The organism is Marinobacter xestospongiae, assembly GCF_023156385.1.
GTDB lineage: Bacteria > Pseudomonadota > Gammaproteobacteria > Pseudomonadales > Oleiphilaceae > Marinobacter > Marinobacter xestospongiae.
On sequence record NZ_JAKZAK010000002.1, the window covers coordinates 25,005 to 41,844 of the forward strand.

General features: G+C 62.6%; 16 protein-coding genes. 8 read left to right on the forward strand and 8 right to left on the reverse strand.

Annotated features, from left to right (window positions below):
* Positions 1–4: 4 nt before the first annotated feature.
* Entirely contained in the window at positions 5–1,234 is a 1,230-nt protein-coding gene (locus MLD24_RS01910; protein WP_248163384.1) for a hypothetical protein, read from the reverse strand.
* Positions 1,235–1,302: 68 nt separating this feature from the next.
* Positions 1,303–2,142: a 23S rRNA (adenine(2030)-N(6))-methyltransferase RlmJ gene (gene rlmJ / locus MLD24_RS01915; RefSeq protein WP_248163385.1), complete on the reverse strand. Its 840-nt coding sequence runs from the start codon at positions 2,140–2,142 to the stop codon at positions 1,303–1,305.
* 176 nt (positions 2,143–2,318) lie between these two features.
* Between rlmJ and MLD24_RS01920 the strand changes: the two genes are divergently transcribed.
* The 6 genes from MLD24_RS01920 to MLD24_RS01945 all read left to right on the forward strand — a co-directional run bounded on the left by MLD24_RS01920 (position 2,319) and on the right by MLD24_RS01945 (position 9,291).
* Positions 2,319–3,656: an imelysin family protein gene (locus MLD24_RS01920; protein ID WP_227175256.1), complete on the forward strand. Its 1,338-nt coding sequence runs from the start codon at positions 2,319–2,321 to the stop codon at positions 3,654–3,656.
* Positions 3,657–3,763: 107 nt separating this feature from the next.
* Entirely contained in the window at positions 3,764–5,179 is a 1,416-nt protein-coding gene (locus MLD24_RS01925) for a di-heme oxidoreductase family protein (RefSeq protein ID WP_248163386.1), read from the forward strand.
* Between the two features lie 133 nt (positions 5,180–5,312).
* A complete protein-coding gene (locus MLD24_RS01930; protein ID WP_248163387.1) occupies positions 5,313–6,356 on the forward strand; it encodes an imelysin family protein in 1,044 nt (347 codons plus the stop codon).
* A gap of 3 nt (positions 6,357–6,359) precedes the next feature.
* On the forward strand, positions 6,360–7,475 hold the full coding sequence (locus MLD24_RS01935) for a DUF1513 domain-containing protein (RefSeq protein WP_248163388.1): 1,116 nt from the start codon (positions 6,360–6,362) through the stop codon (positions 7,473–7,475).
* Between the two features lie 67 nt (positions 7,476–7,542).
* A complete protein-coding gene (locus MLD24_RS01940; RefSeq protein WP_248163389.1) occupies positions 7,543–8,847 on the forward strand; it encodes an MFS transporter in 1,305 nt (434 codons plus the stop codon).
* A gap of 153 nt (positions 8,848–9,000) precedes the next feature.
* Positions 9,001–9,291 carry a DUF6316 family protein gene (locus tag MLD24_RS01945; RefSeq protein ID WP_248163390.1) on the forward strand — a complete coding sequence of 97 codons (291 nt, stop codon included), beginning with the start codon at positions 9,001–9,003 and terminating at the stop codon, positions 9,289–9,291.
* Positions 9,292–9,331: 40 nt separating this feature from the next.
* Here MLD24_RS01945 and MLD24_RS01950 read toward each other — a convergent pair whose 3' ends face one another.
* Together MLD24_RS01950 and MLD24_RS01955 are read right to left on the reverse strand one after the other, a co-directional pair.
* Positions 9,332–9,694, reverse strand: coding sequence for a DUF4870 family protein (locus tag MLD24_RS01950; protein WP_227175251.1), 363 nt, complete (start codon positions 9,692–9,694; stop codon positions 9,332–9,334).
* A 64-nt stretch (positions 9,695–9,758) separates the two neighbouring features.
* Positions 9,759–10,382, reverse strand: coding sequence for a LysE/ArgO family amino acid transporter (locus MLD24_RS01955; RefSeq protein ID WP_248163391.1), 624 nt, complete (start codon positions 10,380–10,382; stop codon positions 9,759–9,761).
* A 151-nt stretch (positions 10,383–10,533) separates the two neighbouring features.
* Here MLD24_RS01955 and MLD24_RS01960 point away from each other — a divergent pair, with 151 nt between their 5' ends.
* Entirely contained in the window at positions 10,534–11,421 is an 888-nt protein-coding gene (locus tag MLD24_RS01960; protein ID WP_248163392.1) for a LysR family transcriptional regulator ArgP, read from the forward strand.
* Positions 11,422–11,470: 49 nt separating this feature from the next.
* Here the strand turns inward: MLD24_RS01960 and MLD24_RS01965 are convergent, their stop codons facing one another.
* The 4 genes from MLD24_RS01965 to MLD24_RS01980 form a co-directional block, all read right to left on the reverse strand.
* Complete coding sequence (locus tag MLD24_RS01965) at positions 11,471–13,111, reverse strand: methyl-accepting chemotaxis protein (RefSeq protein ID WP_248163393.1); 1,641 nt, start codon at positions 13,109–13,111, stop codon at positions 11,471–11,473.
* A 251-nt stretch (positions 13,112–13,362) separates the two neighbouring features.
* Complete coding sequence (locus tag MLD24_RS01970; protein ID WP_248163394.1) at positions 13,363–15,375, reverse strand: PhoX family protein; 2,013 nt, start codon at positions 15,373–15,375, stop codon at positions 13,363–13,365.
* A 235-nt stretch (positions 15,376–15,610) separates the two neighbouring features.
* Complete coding sequence (locus MLD24_RS01975) at positions 15,611–15,913, reverse strand: hypothetical protein (RefSeq protein ID WP_248163395.1); 303 nt, start codon at positions 15,911–15,913, stop codon at positions 15,611–15,613.
* Positions 15,914–16,019: 106 nt separating this feature from the next.
* Positions 16,020–16,259 (reverse strand): hypothetical protein, encoded by a 240-nt coding sequence (locus MLD24_RS01980; protein ID WP_248163396.1) that lies wholly within the window; start codon positions 16,257–16,259, stop codon positions 16,020–16,022.
* A gap of 392 nt (positions 16,260–16,651) precedes the next feature.
* Between MLD24_RS01980 and MLD24_RS01985 the strand changes: the two genes are divergently transcribed.
* The gene (locus MLD24_RS01985; RefSeq protein WP_248163397.1) at positions 16,652–16,816 is read left to right on the forward strand and encodes a hypothetical protein; all 165 of its coding nucleotides are present in this window, start codon (positions 16,652–16,654) and stop codon (positions 16,814–16,816) included.
* The last annotated feature ends 24 nt before the right edge of the window (positions 16,817–16,840 follow it).

The window sequence follows — 16,840 nt, forward strand, 5'->3', positions numbered from 1 at the left end:
GCAATCAGAACCCATCTACCGGATAGCCATCGTTCAACAGCTGGCGTCGCACCGCCGGATACCCCAGTGCCGTCACCTGCCAGCCACGCTCGCCCTCAGCCACCAGCTCGCCGTTGCGCAGCGTCTGCAGCAGGATGGCCACGGCGTCGCTACCCAGCCCGGTGACCGCTGGCAGCTCTCCGAGGGACAGGCCATCGTGCAACAGCAGCGCATGCAGGATCAGGGTGGCGCCGCGGTCCGGTGACGACGGCACCGCGGGCAGGCTCAGTTGTTCCAGCGGTATCGCCCAACAGCTCCGGGCCCCGGTGGCCGGCTTGTCGGCATTCGTTTCGGGCGCCTCTGGCCGGGCCCGCAGAAGCTTGCGCCAGATCGCCAGGGCCACGCCGGGATTACCGCGGGCAAACGCCGCCAGGTCGCGAATCAATCGGTGCTGACGGCTGCCATTACGCTCACTCTCAAGGGGAAGCACGCCGTCACCGCTGTCGCTCATCCGAACCGTCAGGCCGGATTCGCCACCAACAAGCGAACCCAGCCAGGCAGCCAGCAATGGCTCATCCAGCGCCGCGGGCGTACAACTGGCCACGGGCAGCTGTGGCAGATAGCGCTGCCAGAATCCCCAACACCAGCTGGAACAGTGCACCACCCCGGCGCCAAAACGCCCCAGCGCCAGCCCCTGAAAAAACGCCTTGAGCAACCACAGGCCCCGCCGATGGCGACGCCACAACCCGGCCAGATCGGCGATCAGCCAGGGCTCGTCCAGAGCCTGCTGCTGCCACCAGCTCTCCGCTTCCGCCTGGGAGGCCGGCCAGACCTCTGGCGGCTGGATGACTCGCCAGCCGCGCTCTTCAGCCAGGGTCACCAGCGTCTCCCGCAGGCCCGAACACGGCGGCGCTACCAGCGCCAGCACGCCGTCTCGGGTCTGCGCCTGCTGACGGTCTATTTCCGCGCCCAGGGCCTGAACCTGAGCGGTTCTGTCAGGATCAGGGGCAAAACGTCGCAATTGCAGGGAGGTCAGTGTTTCGATGTCCGGCTCCGGGCGAAAACCGTGTTCGCCGGGGTCAAAGCGGTGACGGAACTGGCCCCAGGTTGAGCGCAGCAGATCCCGCACGGTGTGGCGGACCGAGGCCGGCGGCAGTCGCCAATCCGCCAACGCAACCAGGCCACCGGGTAATGCCATCGGCGGTTCCGGCACCTCAGGTGCATCGGTTGGGCGGGCAACGACCGATTCACTCATCACTCAGGACGGCTCCTTTGTCTTGATCCGTTCAATTGATCCGAGCCGCATAACTCCGGCGACGCAGATTACTCGGGCACCAGCCAGTCCCACTGCTGTGTTGACGCCAGAATGTCAGCACCGCAGACGGGGGCCAACATCGCTTCAAGCCGGTGCTGCCACTGCCAGGGTGGGTTAAGCACCAGCATGCCCGACCCGATCATACCCCGCTCTGGTGGCGACTGAAGCCGCAGTTCGTGCCGAATCACCGGCCCGGCCTGGCCCTCAGAAACCAGATCCAGCAACACCTGGTGGCCACCGTCGAGCAGAATCGGGTACCACACAAGATAGACGCCATGGCGACACTGACGCCAGGCCCGGGCCAGGGTGCGCGCGGTATCGGCGTAGTCACTGCGGATTTCGTAGGATGGATCCATCAGCACCAGCAGCCGTGGCGCCGCTGGCGGCAGGGAACGCAGCAGCCCCTTGAGACCATCCTCATGGCGGATAAGGACATCGGGCAGCGGCACTTTGCGGTGCAGCTGATCGTTCTCGTTGCCATGGAGTTCAAACAGGGTCAGCGCATCCTGGGCGCGCTTCCAGTGGCAGAACCAGCGCGGTGATCCCGGATAGTAACGCAGCCCCGCACCGCCCCGGTTCAGGGCTTCCAGTGGTTGCAGGAAATGCTGCCAGTCGTCCGACACCAGGGTGTCACGAACCGCCCATATCTGCTGAATACCGCTGTCCGCCTCTGCAGTCTTGCGGGCGCGCTCGTCCTGCAGGTCGTAAAGACCCCGGCCGGCATGGGTGTCGAAGCAGGCAATCGCAGAAGGCTTGGTCTGCATCATCGACAGGGTCAGAGACAGCGCGGCGTGCTTCTGAACGTCGGCAATGTTGCCGGCGTGATAGGCATGAAGGTAACTGAGCATCGTGGGTCCCAGAAAGTCCAGAGGCTGAATTAGGCCCCATATCGCCCGACCAGACAAGCGCCAGGATCATTTCCCGGTGGATGAACATTGCATTCGTAATGAACGAATCTCTATAATCGTTAATGTTAATGACTTTTATTCCCACCTCACCAACAAGGAATGCACGGAGCATCACCATGATCGCCAGACTTTCCCGTAATCCGCTGTTCGTTGCCGTTTCCGCCATGACTCTGGCGACAGCCTGCAGCACCGGCCAGGACAACGCCGCAGCCGACGCTGAAAAAGACACCCCGCAGGCCGAACAGGCAGCCGCCCAGTCCGTGGACAAAGCCGCGGTTGTCAGCCATTACGCCGATCTGGCCCACGCCAACTTCCAGGATGCCCTGACCGCTGCCAAGGCACTGGATGCCGCGACCGACAAACTGATCAGCGAGCCGACCGCCGCCAATCTGGCAGCCGCCAAGGAAGCCTGGCTCGCCGCCCGGGTTCCCTACCAGCAAACCGAAGTTTTCCGTTTCGGCAACGCCGTGGTTGACGACTGGGAAGGCCAGCTCAACGCCTGGCCGCTGGACGAAGGCCTGATCGACTACGTTGCAGACGCCGACTACCAGTATGAGCTGGGCAACGACGGCGCCACCGCCAACATCATCGCCTCCACCTCCATCAACGTCGGTGGCGAAACCATTGACACCACGGAGCTGACGCCGCAGCTGCTGGCAGACCTGAACGAGATTGGCGGGTCCGAAGCCAACGTTGCCACCGGTTACCACGCTATCGAATTCCTGCTCTGGGGTCAGGACCTGAACGGCTTTGGCGCCGGCAACGGCAATCGCCCGGCGACCGACTTCGCCCAGGGTGACGACTGCACCAACGGCCACTGTGACCGTCGTGCCGACTACCTGGACGCCACCACCGACCTGCTGATCAGCGACCTGGAGTGGATGGTTGCCCAGTGGGCACCGGAGCAGGCCGACAACTACCGTGCCGAGCTCACCGGCCTGGCACCAGAGGAAGCGTTCCAGCGCATGCTGTTCGGCATGGGCTCGCTGTCCCTGGGCGAACTGGCGGGCGAGCGCATGAAGGTTGCTCTGGAAGCCAACTCCTACGAGGATGAGCACGACTGCTTCAGCGACAACACCCACAACTCCCACTACTACAACGGTCAGGGCGTACAGAACGTCTACACCGGCAGCTACACCCGCATCGACGGCACCGTGTTCGAAGGCCCGTCCCTGTCCGACCTGGTCGCCGAAGCCAATCCGGAGCTGGACAGCACTCTCAACGACCAGCTGAACGCCTCCATGGCCGCCCTGAGCACCATGAAGCAAACGGCGGAAGCCTCCGAAAACCCGGTGAAGTTCGACATGATGATCGCCCCGAACAACACCGAAGGCGCGAAAGTCATCAACAACACCATCGTGGCCCTGGTGGAGCAGACCGGCTCCATCGAGAAGGCTGCCCAGATCCTGGGCGTCAACTCGCTGCAACCGGATGATGCCGGCCACAGCTTCTGATCCAACCATCAACACGGAGCCGCTGGCTCCGTGTTGAGGTAAGTCATGGCCAGCCTGGCACTTTTCTGGCAGGCTGGCGACGACTTCCCTCTTGACCAAGTATTACCATGCCAACATTACGTCCGAAGTACCTGACGCCCTGGCTATTCGCCCTGGCCGTCACCCAGACCCATGCTACACCGACTGCCGACTACCCGATCCAGGACACCCCGATGACCGGCGGTGACGGCACCGTGGAGCAGTTTGACCACAACGCCTTTTCCCTGCCCCAGGGCAACCTGTCGATGACCAAGCGGCTGGATTTCAGCGTTGGCAACAGCTTCTTCCGCAACCCCTGGGTGGAAGCGCCTGCCAGCACCGATGCCCGCGATGGCCTCGGCCCGTTGTTCAACACCAACTCCTGCCAGGGCTGCCACATCAAAGATGGTCGCGGTCACCCCCAGGATGAACAGGGCGGCTCGGTCTCGCTGTTCCTTCGCCTGGCGGTGCCGGCGAACCCCGACGAAGATGCGGAGCTGCTGAAACAGCATGGCTTCAAGCCGGCGCCGGTGTACGGCAGCCAGCTGCAAACCGCGGCCATCCCCGGCGTGAAACCGGAGGCCGATCTGGTGGTGAGCTGGGAGACGGTCATCGATACCCTGGCCGACGGCACTGAGGTCACCCTGCGCAAGCCGGTCTACCACATCGAGAACCCCAACTACGGCCCACTGCCTGACGACCTGCTGGTGTCGCCCCGCATGGCCCCGGCAATGATCGGCCTGGGTCTGCTGGAGCATATTCCGGAATCCGACCTGGTCGCCCGGGAAGACCTGAATGATGCCAATGGCGACGGCATTTCCGGCAAGGCCAACCGGGTCTGGAACAAAGCCACCAACCAGACCGTGCTGGGACGGTTTGGCTGGAAGGCGGCCGAACCCACGGTTCACCAGCAGAGCATGGGTGCCTTTGCCGGCGACATGGGCCTGACGTCCAGCACCAGCCCCGGCACCGACTGTACCGCGGCCCAGGGCTGTGACCAGTACGCCAGCGGAGGGGACCCCGAGGTCAGTGACAAAGTGGCCGGTTTCGTGTCGTTCTACGCCAGCAGTCTGGCGGTGCCGGCCCGCCGGGATCTCAACGACCCGGACGTTCAGGCAGGCGCCCGTCAGTTCAATGAACTGGGGTGCGCCGGGTGCCATACCCCCCGGCACCAAACCGGTGACGTGGCCGATCGGCCAGACCTGAGTCAACAGACTATCTGGCCCTACACCGACCTGCTGCTGCACGATATGGGCCCGGCCCTGGCCGATGGTCGCCCGGAGTTTCTGGCCAACGGCAACGAGTGGCGCACGCCGCCACTGTGGGGGATCGGCCTGGCCCAGACCATCCTGCCGCGTACCGGCTTCCTTCACGACGGCCGCGCCCGGACCCTGGAAGAAGCGGTGCTCTGGCACGGTGGCGAAGCACAACCGGCCGCCGACGGCTATCGCAGCCTGGACGCCACAGACCGACAGGCGCTGATCCGCTTCCTGGAATCGCTATAATGCATCGGCGCCAACCAGGGTGATGGTTGGCGCCGGAAAAGTCGTCAACTCAGTTTCCAAGAACGTTTTCTGAAACGTTTTCGAGAAGACTTTCGAAAAGATTTTCAAAAGATCGTCAAAAGAGGAGCATGCCATGCCCGGTTCCCGGCGCTTCGGTCGCATTACCCGGTCCCTGTCACTGGCAGCAGCCATCACGGCCCTGCCGGTCGCTGCCCTGGCTGACACCCCACGGGAACGCTGGCATCAGGACATCGCCACCGGTTACCAGCAGCTGGCAGAGCACACCCAGCAGCTGATGGACGCCGGCGATGGCTACTGCCAAGGCCCCAACGCCAGCGGACGCCGCCAGCTCGGCGATGCCTGGCTGCAGGCGTTCGAGAGCTGGCAACAGGTGCGTTTTGTCGAGTTTGGCCCCATTGAGCAGGACAGCCTGGCGTGGCAGTTCCAGTTCTGGCCGGATGCCAAGAACCTGGTGGCTCGCAAGGTCAACTACTGGCTTTCCGCCGAGACCGAACTGACCACAGCCACCATCGACGGTGCCGGCGTCGCCGTACAGGGCTTCCCTGCACTGGAATTTCTGCTGGCCGACCCCCGTTTCCAGCAGTCGGAGCAGGCGCTGCCGGCGGAGCGCAGCTGTCAGCTGTTCAACGCCGTCAGCAGCCACATTCACGCCAACGCCCTGGAACTGCAACAGCAGTGGCAGGCGATGAAGCCCCACTACCTGGCCACCGACGATTACACCCACGGCACCATCCGTTCCGCGATGAACGCCCTGGAGATCCTGCAGGATCGCCGCATGGGCGCACCCATGGGGCTGCGGGGTTCAGGCCGCCGCAATCCCTACCTGGCGGATGCCTGGCGCAGCGAAACCTCACTGGCCGGAATCCGCGCCAGCATTGAAGGTCTGCAGCGCTATTTCGCCCCGGGCCTGATGGCAGAGCTCTCAGCTCAGGGCCACGCCGATCTGGGTGAGCAACTGAACGACGCCTTCGAGGAAGTACTGGGTGACCTGGAGAACGCACCGGCGGGCATGGCACCGCTGATTGAGGATGACGAGGGCTTTGGCCAACTGCAATCCATCTACATTGACGTGGTACAGCTGGAACAGACCCTGAACAACGACATTGCCGCCGCCCTGGGGGTAATTCGCGGTTTCAATTCCAGCGACGGTGACTAGAAAGTGCTTTCACGCCGTCGATTTCTGCAATGGGGTCTGGCCGGACTGAGCCTGAGCGCCGGACTGCCCGGTTGTGCCCTGGCCCCCTCCGGCCAGACTGCGCCAGCCCGGACCCGCCTGTTCAGTGCCGCCGATACCGAGGACGGCCGACACGCCCTGGTGAGCGTTGAGCTGGGAGGGGCTGCGCCGGTCACCCTGCCCGTGCCGGAGCGTTGTCACGGTGGCTGCCCCAGTCCGGATGGCGGTCATGTGGTGCTGTTCGCCCGCCGCCCGGGCCGTCACTTCTACGTGATAGACAGTGCCCGCGGCGATCTGATCACCCAGGTGGCGGCGGGAGAGGACCATCATTTCTACGGCCATGGGGTGTTCAGCCCCGATGGCAGCCGGCTCTACACCACCATCAACCATTACCCCAGCGGTGATGGCCTGATCGGCGTCTACGATGTCCACAATGGCTATCGCCTGGTGGACCACCTGCCCGCTGGTGGCATCGGCCCGCACGAACTGCGGCTGCACCCGGACGGTGAGACCCTGGTGGTGGCCCTTGGCGGCATCCAGACCCATCCGGATTACGACCGCATCAAGCTCAATCTGGACACCATGGCACCGGCACTGGTGCTGATCGACCGGCACAGCGGTCAGGAGCGACAGCGCTATCAGCCCTCCCACCACCAGCTCAGCTGCCGTCACCTCGACGTCAGCCCGGAAGGCATTGTCATCGCCGGCTACCAGTACCAGGGGCCACGCTGGCACACCCCCCCACTGATCGCCCGGCTGGACAGCCAGGCGCGCCAGTTCAGCGAGATCGAGCTGCCCTCGCCGCTACAGGCCAGCCTCAACAACTACACCGCCAGCATCGCCATCCACCCTCGCGCCTCGGTGGCAGCGATCACCGCTCCCCGGGGCGGACGCACGGTGTTGGTGGATTATCAGAAACAGACACTGATCCGCGAGCTGGCCATTCCCGACTGCGCCGGCGCCCTGCCCGATGGCGAGGACGGCTTTCTGGTGACCTCCGGTAATGGCCGGATCTACCGGATCGATCCACGCGCCACCACTCCCGAGACTCTCCAACAGTATCCGCTGCGCTGGGATAACCACCTCACGCCCCTCGTCTGACCGCCCGGATGAGCACAGCGCCAGGCAATGGTAAGCTTGGCGCCTCGTTCCACAGCGGAGTGCCAACGTGGCCAAACCCGATTCCAGCGCAACCGAGCAGCTTTACAGCCTGATCGCCAACGAGGAGGACGCCCGCGCCTGCTCGGACCTGCCTGACTCCGCCTGTCAGGAAGTCCCCCGCAATTTCTTCCTGATTCTGGTTTGCAATGTGTTGACCAAACTGGGCGATCTGCTGGTCAGCCCCAAAACCGTGCTGACCTGGTTGCTGGGCGCGGTAGGCGCACCGGCGCTGGTGGCCTGGCTGGTCCCCATCCGGGAATCCGGCTCCATGGTGCCGCAACTGGCCATCGGAGCCTGGGTACGTCGCAAGCCAGTGCGCAAGTGGTTCTGGAGTCTCGGGGCGCTGGGCCAGGCCATCAGCGTTGCCGCCATGGCGGCCAGTGTTCATTTTTTGGAGGGCTATGCCGCCGGCTACGGCATCATCGCAGCACTGGTGGTGTTTTCACTGTCACGGGGATTCTGCTCGGTGGCGATGAAAGACGTGCAGGGCAAATGCATTCCCAAGGGGCGACGGGGACGCCTGTCCGGCCTGGCGACAACCCTCGGGGGCACAACCACCGTCGCCCTGACCATCCTGCTGTTCCGGGACGGCGGCGAACCGTCGCTGCAGTTCTATACCCTGTTGCTGGTGTTTGCCGCCCTGCTTTGGCTAATTGCCGGTGCATTATTTGCCAATATTGATGAGTACGCCGGCGAGACCGGAGGCGGTAGCCACGCTCTCGGCCAGGCGATCAAAAGCCTGAGTCTGTTGCGGGATGACGCCCCTTTCCGTCAGTTCGTTATCACCCGCGCCCTGCTGCTGTGTTCCGCCCTGGCGGCACCTTATCTGGTGCTGCTGGCGCAGAACAGTAACGAGTCCGGTTGGCTCCTGGGCAGCTTCCTGCTCGCCAGCAGCCTGGCCAGCTCGGTCAGTGCCAGCATCTGGGGCTGGATGGCGGATCGCTCCAGTCGCCAGGTCATGATCCTGGGCGCGGTGATTGCCAGCGTCCTGTGCTTTGCGACCGGTCTGATAACCGTCGCTGGCGGAGAGGACCGGCTATCCGCCTGGGCCTATCCGGCCGCGTTCTTTGTACTGGGGATTGCCCACGCCGGTGTTCGTCTGGGGCGCAAGACCTATCTGGTCGACATGGCCGGCGGTAACAAGCGCACCGACTACACCTCCGTCAGCAATACCCTGATTGGCCTGTTGCTGCTGGTCATCGGCGGCATCAGTGCGCTGCTGTCAACGGTCTCGGTACCGGTGGTGATCCTGTTCCTGGGGGGCATGGGAGCGGTGGGGGCCTGGTCTGCCTATCGCCTGCAAGAAGCCTGATACCGCAACGGCCAGCCCTGGTCAGGAAGCGTCGGGTTTGGCGACGCTTCGACAAGCACCTACGGTGCTGCCATTATTTTTTTGTGACGAGCATCACATTATGAGCGGACAACCGTCCCAGGGACGGAATCAGTAACATCGAGTTCAGGCACCATGCAGGAAACTGTCGCTAACCAGGCGGAGATCCCGCCCCGTTTCATCGACACCAACGTCGGCTGGTACGTCTTAACCCGCGAATCAGAAGACTTGGGCCCCTACCCCTCGCTGTCTGAGGCCAAGCGGGCCCTGTCCCGGCATATCCGTCTCCACGCGGATATCAGCAACCGGCCACGCTACCATTCGTTCAATGGCTTTCACGTCCACGATGCCCAGACCTGTCGCAAGGTCAACTGCGGCCGCTGTGCTGAAGCGGCCTTTGTTGAGCAAAAGTATCTGTCGGGTTAATTCGTTGACGCTTGGAAGGTGGTGGCAGGTATGGAAGGTGTTATGGCGAGACGCCGTCGTTCAGCGCCAGGGCGCCCTTGACGATGCGATAGATTAGCCAGATCGACAACACCAGCAGAATCAGCCAGCCCACCAGCAGGAAGGTGGTCAAAGTCCCCACCACCATCCAGAACAGGCTGAACCAGAAGGTCCGGATCTGCCAGCGAAAATGCGGCTCAATCCAGGTGCCGTTCATATCATCCAGTTTGACGTAGTTGATGATGACCCCCACCAGCGCCGTCACACCGCCGGTAAAAAACGACAGCGCCTGAAGTATGTAAACCGCCACGGCCAGGTTGCGGGCCGGCTCCGCCTTACGTGCTTCCGGGTCAGGGTTGGCGGGTATAAATTCCTGTTCGGCCACAGCCACCTCCAGCAAATGGATTGATGGCCTCACATTAACACAAGCCGCAGAGCCTGCCCCAGCATTACGCCGCCGGTAGCTGGATGCCATTGCTGGCGATGTGCAGGGCAATGGCTGCCATCATCACCGCGATCACCCCGTCGATGAGCCGCCACGCCATCGGGCGGGCAAGTACCGGCGCGAGCGCCGAGCCGCCCCAGGCGAGCAAACCAAACCACATGACGGAGGCACTGCTGGCACCGGCGACAAAGGTCAGTTGATCCGTCTGCTGGGCACCAATGGCGGGAATCAACAACAGGGTATCCAGATAGACCTGGGGATTGAGCAATGTCACCGCCAGGGTCGTCAGCAACACCGCGCGGCGGCTGTTGCCCTCGGCTTCATCGCCGGTGTTCAGCGCCACCCGACCGCCCAACGCCCGCCACCCGGCCTGGATGGCAAGCCAGCCAAGAAACACCACCCCCAGCCAGCGAAACACTTCCAGCGCCTCCGGCCAGGCCAGCAACGCAGCGCTGATCCCGAACATGCCGGCGGTGAACAGCAGCACATCGCTGCTCATACACAACCCCGCAGCCCACCAGTGGTGCTCACGGCGGATTGCCTGGCCCAGTACGTAGGCATTCTGGGCCCCAATCGCCACGATGATGCCGCCACACACCACCAACCCAGTCAGATAGCTCTCCAGCACAGCCCCACTCTCCGTCAATCAGTTCCCCGGGCGCCCTCGTTCACAAGTCGAACCGTCTCCGGCCCAGCTCAGGCACCAATGCAGGAAGCCAGTGTAGAGCGAAGCCGCTATACTGAAAAATCATACTCTTTATGCTGCATTAAATTTACTTATGCTGGACTACAAACTTCTGGAAGCCCTGGCCACGGTGATCGAAACCGGTGGTTTTGAACGTGCAGGCCTGACCTTGGGGCTGTCCCAGTCCGCCGTATCCCAACGCATCAAGCTGCTGGAAGCGCGGCTGGGGCAACCGGTGCTGGTGCGTCACCCAAGCCTGAAAGCCACCGCCGCCGGCCAGCAGCTCCTCAACCACGTGCAACAGGTGCAACTGCTGGAACGGGACCTGCGCCATACCCTGCCAGCGCTGACCAACAACCGGACCCGTCTGCGCATTGCCCTGAACGCTGACAGCCTGGCGACCTGGTGGGCCCAGGCCATCGGCGACTTCTGCCAACGGGAAAACCTGCTGCTGGATCTGGTGATCGAGGATCAGGACATCGGCCTGCGACGCATGCGGGAAGGCGATGTCGCCGCCTGCCTGTGCAGCAGCGACCAGCCGGTGGCCGGCGCCCGCTGTACCGGATTGGGCCGGATGCAGTACCGCGCCCTGGCCCGCCCCGATTACATTGGCCGTCACTTTCCGGATTCCGGCGACCTCGCCGCCTTTCGCCAGGCACCGGCCATCGTGTTCGGCCCCCACGACCAGCTCCAGCACCGATTCCTCGCCAGCCAGGGCTACCATGGTCAGTTTCCCTTTCACCTGTGCCCTTCATCAGAGGGGTTCGTAAGACTGGCGCGGGCGGGCATTGGCTACGGCATGATTCCCGACCACCAGGGCCAGGAGTGGCTCGCCAGTGGTGATCTGGCGGATCTGGCGCCGGGGGTATCGGTGGACGTGGATCTGTACTGGCATTACTGGCGGCACGGCGGTGATTTCATGGAACGGCTGACCCAGACCCTGGTACAGCAGGCCTCCTCACTGCTCGCTGTCGGCCGTTAGAGCCCCGTTCCAACATCCCCGGCAGGGAGACTTCCCTATCGGGGCGACATCAGGCCCTATCGGGACGGTACCCCAGGCGCAGCCCGCCCCAGTGACGACCGTTGACGTAGATAGGCACAGACAGGTCGTGCATGATCTCGCCGGTGTCCCGGCGGTAGGTTTGTAACAGCATGGCTTCGGTATGGCTACCGCAGCGGGCGCCAGTGCGGTCAGCAAAGAGCCGCTTGCTTCGGCTCTTCACCAGGTCGACCGTCGGGTCTCCGCTGGGCGGATGGGCAAAATCCCGGTTGTGGGTGGGAACGTAACCGTCGGGAGCCGCAGCAATGGCAAACACCATCGCCGGATGGCTGTCCTTGATCGGTTCCTGAATCGCCGGCAACACTTCGTCGGTGAATCGGTCGAAGCCACTGCTGTATTTCTGGGGATCGGTCCCGGCCAGGGGTTGGCGGCCGGAATCGAACAGATCTCTGTCACTGATCCGCCCCGCCTTGAGGGCCTGCTCAAAGGCGTCACCAATGCGCCGGGCGCCGGCCCTGGCCTGGTGGTAGAAGAACTGGTGATAGCTGGTGTCGCTGTGGCTGGCGTAGGCCGCGTTGGCCTCCTCCGCCAGCTCCATGAGTCGGGTGGCCTGCTGCGCCAGCCCCTCAACACTGTGATCGCTTTCGGCGATCTGATCGCGCTGGGATTCAATCGCGCGGAACATCTCCTGCAGGCTCTGCTCGTTGTGCTGGTCATTGGCGGCCATGGCGCCGACCCGCTGTTCAAGCTGATCGGCCTGATCGCGGATCTCGTCCAGGCGCTCGCCCACCCCTTCCACCGCCTGCAGGCCGGTTTCAACGCTGCTGGCCAGGTCTTCAATACGGGCAACGATCTGGGCGGTATCGGCCCGCACTTCCTCCAGGGTCTGGGCGACTTCGCCGGTGGCCTGGGCGGTGCGACCGGCAAGCTGGCGCACTTCATCCGCCACCACCGCGAAGCCGCGGCCCTGCTCGCCAGCTCGGGCGGCTTCGATGGCGGCATTCAGGGCCAGCAGATTGGTCTGCTCGGCGATGCCTTCGATCACTCCGGTGACGCCCTGGATGCGGTTGGACTTCTCGTTCAGGTCCTGAATCAGGCGCAGGTTCTCGCCGGACTGTTCGTGCACCTGGCGCACCCGCTCAATGGCGCCGGCCAGGGCGTCACGGCCGTCGGCGCTGATACGGCTGGCATCACGGGCCGTCTCCGCCGCCTCATCCGCTTGCTGGGCCGATTGCCGCACGGTCTCGGTAATCTGGCCGGCATAGTCGGCCATCTGGGAAATGTCGGTGACCTGTTGATCCAGCCGGCGCTTGAGCTGCTCCGACGCATGGGCCACTTCCGCCGCCGAAATGGCATTGGCATCCGCATTGCCAGACAGCCGCTCAATCAACGCCTTGCCTGCGTCGGCAGCGGCAAGCAGATCATGACAGCGGGCCGCCAGAGCCGGGTCCTCAGGCACCTCTCCCCGGGTCAGCCGCTCAACCCCGGTTTCCAGTGGCTCCACAACCCGCCACACCAGATAACCGGTGCTGATCGCCATACCCAACAACGCGCCCACGACGATGGATACCGCGTCCAGGCCCACCATCGGCGCCCCCCAATAGGTTGCCGCCAAAACCAGCAACGCAACCAGTCCGCCGATCCAGAACACCCGTCCCGCCAACAGCTTCATAGATACCTCGGTTCGATGTCTTATCCCGGGCGAGCTACTGATTCACTCAACAGAAGCCGACGCCCTTGCGCTGGCTCTTCACCACCCTGAACGAGACTAGAAAATCAGCCGCTGCTTATAACTTCTACTTTAGTTCGATTCGAGAGCTATTTTGGAGGGAGATTACACTTTCACGACAAAAACCCCATTCCGAAAGCCGGCTTGGCCGGCCGCGGAATGGGGTTTTAGGTTTTTGCTGTCAATCGGCTTGATCAGCTACCGATCACACCACCGTCATCCTTGGTGACAATTACGGTGGCATCCCGCGGACGCTCACTGCTGGCGTCCGGCCAGTTCGCTTCCGGATGCTGAATGTTGACAAACATGGTCTTGCAGTCCGGCGTCGTCACCACACCGGTGACCTCACAACCCACCGGGCCCACGAAGAACCGGCGAATGTCGCGGGTCTCAGGGTTGGCCGCCAGCATCATGTTGTTCTGGTAGGGAGGCGCATCGGAGCCGTCGGTCTGAATCCACAGCTTGCCCTTGTAGTCGAACCACAGGCCGTCCGGGCTGTTGAACAGATTGGTGTCATCCAGGGTCACCACGGCGTTGCCGTCAACCACGGTTTCTGTGCCGGCTTCACCAGCGAACACAAAAATGTCCCACTCAAATTCGGTGGCGGCGTGGTTGTTGCCCTTCTCCATCCAGCGAATGATGTGACCGGTCGGGTTCGGACCCAGCGGGTTGGCCGCGTTGGTGTCATCCGGCTCACGGCGGGAGTTGTTGGTCAGGGTGAAGTAGACTTCGCCATTATTGGGGTCAACCGCGCCCCACTCCGGACGGTCCATCGGCGTGGCGCCGGCAATATCCGCCGCCAGGCGGGTGTTGAGCAGCAGATCCGCCTGCGAGCTGAACGGAGCCGTAAACGGAATACTGCCAACAGAACCGGCGTTCACCGCCGCATTCATCTTGGCGACAAAGCCGGCGTCGTCCAGTGACAGCGGCAGCCAGTCGCCAGAGCCATCGTCGTTGAACCTGGCCACGTACAGCGTGCCGTTATCCAGCAATGAGCCGTCGGCAGTGGCGGCATCGTAGTTGTTGGCGGACACGAACTTGTAGATGTACTCGAAACGGGAATCGTCACCGGAGTAGCACACCACCGGCTTGCCCTGTTTGGCCGGTGCGAAGATCACGCCTTCGTGGCCAAAGCGTCCCAGGGCCGTACGCTTCTGGGGCTTGCTTTGGGGGTTGAACGGATCGATCTCCACCATGAAGCCATAGGTGTTGGCTTCGTTACGGTAATCCTCCGCCGCACTGGCAGCCAGGGTCGAGATGTTGAAACGGACAAACTCGTCGGCGCCGCTCTCGGCCAGCTCCCAGTCGTAACGGGAAGCATCGCCAACACCGTGACGTACCTGCTCCCGGGGCTGCTCAGCGTCGCTGTTGGCGAAGTAACCGTGCCAGTTCTCTTCGGCCGCCATGTAGGTTCCCCAGGGCGTCGGTCCCATGGAACAGTTATTGAGGGTACCGCGGGTGCGGGTGCCATCCGGGCTGAACTTGGTCACCAGCTTGTCGAAGCCGCGCACCGGACCACGAATGTCCATTTCGGTGCCACCGGTCACCCGCCGGTTGTAGTTGCTGCCGTGTACCACAGACCAGGCACCGTTGCCGTCCCGCTTGACGTGGATAACGGAAACACCGTGGGCGGCGATTTCCTTGCGTACTTCGTCGTCCGGGCGCTTGTCGTTGACGTAGGTAGCGCCAGCAGGGTGCAGGGCATCCTGGTTGATGTATTCGTGGTTCATCACCAGCAACCCTTCTTCCGAGCTGCTGCCGCCGGATTTCAGGTCAATGGGGAAGAAATGCATGCCATCATGATGCATGCCCACCTGGCTTTCCTGGTCGGCGCCACTGTTGGTGCCGTCGGTACGGAATTCCGGCAGGCCACCGGTGAGCGGCGTGCCCCAGGGGACAAAGGCAGTGGCGGTATAGCCAGCAGGCACAACTACCTTGTTCAGGGTCGACACGGCTACCGGTTCAAAGCCCAGCTCAACCTGGGAACCGGGATTGCCCGGACGGTTATCGTCATCATCGTCGTCGCTGCAACCCACCAGGCTGCCACCCATCAGGCCAACCAGTGCGGCACCTACACTGCCTTTCATCAGTGTCCGGCGCTCCATGCGGGCTGCCAGAACGTTGGCAAATGGCGTATTGCCGGACTCATTGACCACCGGCTCGTAGTCCGGGTCGTTGTACAACGGGTTGATGTCTTTCTTCGCCATGTCAGTTATCCCTCTCATACTGGATCGTTTTTCTGGTGCGCCCAGTGTGGGGAAGGAATTTGACTGCGCTGTGAAATAATTATGGCAGCAAGATGACAGATTCAAGACAGCATCCAGACCGCCTGCATGCGTTGGAACCAACTGATCACACACAAAAAAGCCCGAAACCTTTCGGCATCGGGCAAACGTGCGTTAGTGGAGATACAGCTCCGCCACCGGAGCTTTTGGCAAGGCGTTACTCGCCAGTGATGTCGTTGTAGCCGTCTTCGACCGCATCGCCGGTCTCTTCAGCAGCATCACCAATGCGCTCGCTGACTTCACCAGCGGTATCTTTGGTTTTCTCCCAGGTGGTGTCGGCGTCGCCGGTCATCTCCTGAATCTGGTCACCGGCGGCATCACCAGCGTCCTGGGCGATGTCTGCGGCGTTGTCAGACGCCTGTTCCAGGTCCAGCGCCTGCTCGTCGTTATCACTGCAAGCTGCGAGTCCAGCTGCCATCAGAACGGCTGCGGTCATTGCTACCGGTTTACGCATACTCATATCCCTCCTCCTTTGGGGTTGAGAATCAATGGAGACAGTATGCGTGATTCGTTCGGCAGGCGAATTACCTGGCGATTAACATCCCGACAGGGCATGAAAGGGCAAATCAGGTCGCCAGGGCCTGGCCATTCACCATCATCAGATGATCCAGCCGCACCAGACGACCTCGACTGGTGAGCAGGAAGTCCTCGCCGGCCCGAGAGAACAGGTCCCGGATCTCCTCATGCAGGGTCAGTACCTGGCCGGATTCATCGCGGAACACGAGTTCCACCAGTTCGCCGGAATGAAGGTAGCCACGCAGGGCGCTGTGGACGGCGCAGTCAACAGGCCGGTAATGGTTGGACATGGTTACACCAGGGACGATTATTGTTGTTCTCACCAGTCTGGTTCATGACCGGCGGAAGCGCCAACTCTGCTGACGGCCAGGGGTTGCCGCCCAGTGGCATTTCAACGACGCGTTCCGGCGTAGTCTGACAGGATTCTGACAGATCTCGACCGGACAGATTGCCGTACATATAGACACAGACAGGAAAAACAGGCAGTTGACGCCTCTGGCATGGCCTATGCAGCACTTCAGCAGTGACCAGCCTGGCCGATAACCAGTGTAAAGGTACCTGACACGAAGTCAGGATCACTGTATCAGGCCGTGAATAGGCCAACGGAACGGCAACCGGACAAGTTCCCGTCCGGCTCTATCGATAACGGTGTTACCAGCCTCGTGCGTGGGAGGTAGTCGCCATGAAAACCCCAGACAAAGCCGACCAGACCGCTCTGCTCAGCCGACTCTACGATTTGAAACTCAAACAGCTGCTGCAGGCCAGCAAGCAACAGGACACCCTGCTCTACCGGGTGCTGTCGGCGGAAGCCCAGGCCATCAGCGACGCCCTCAAAAGCGGGCGTTAGGGTTCCCAGATATCGCCCCCAATC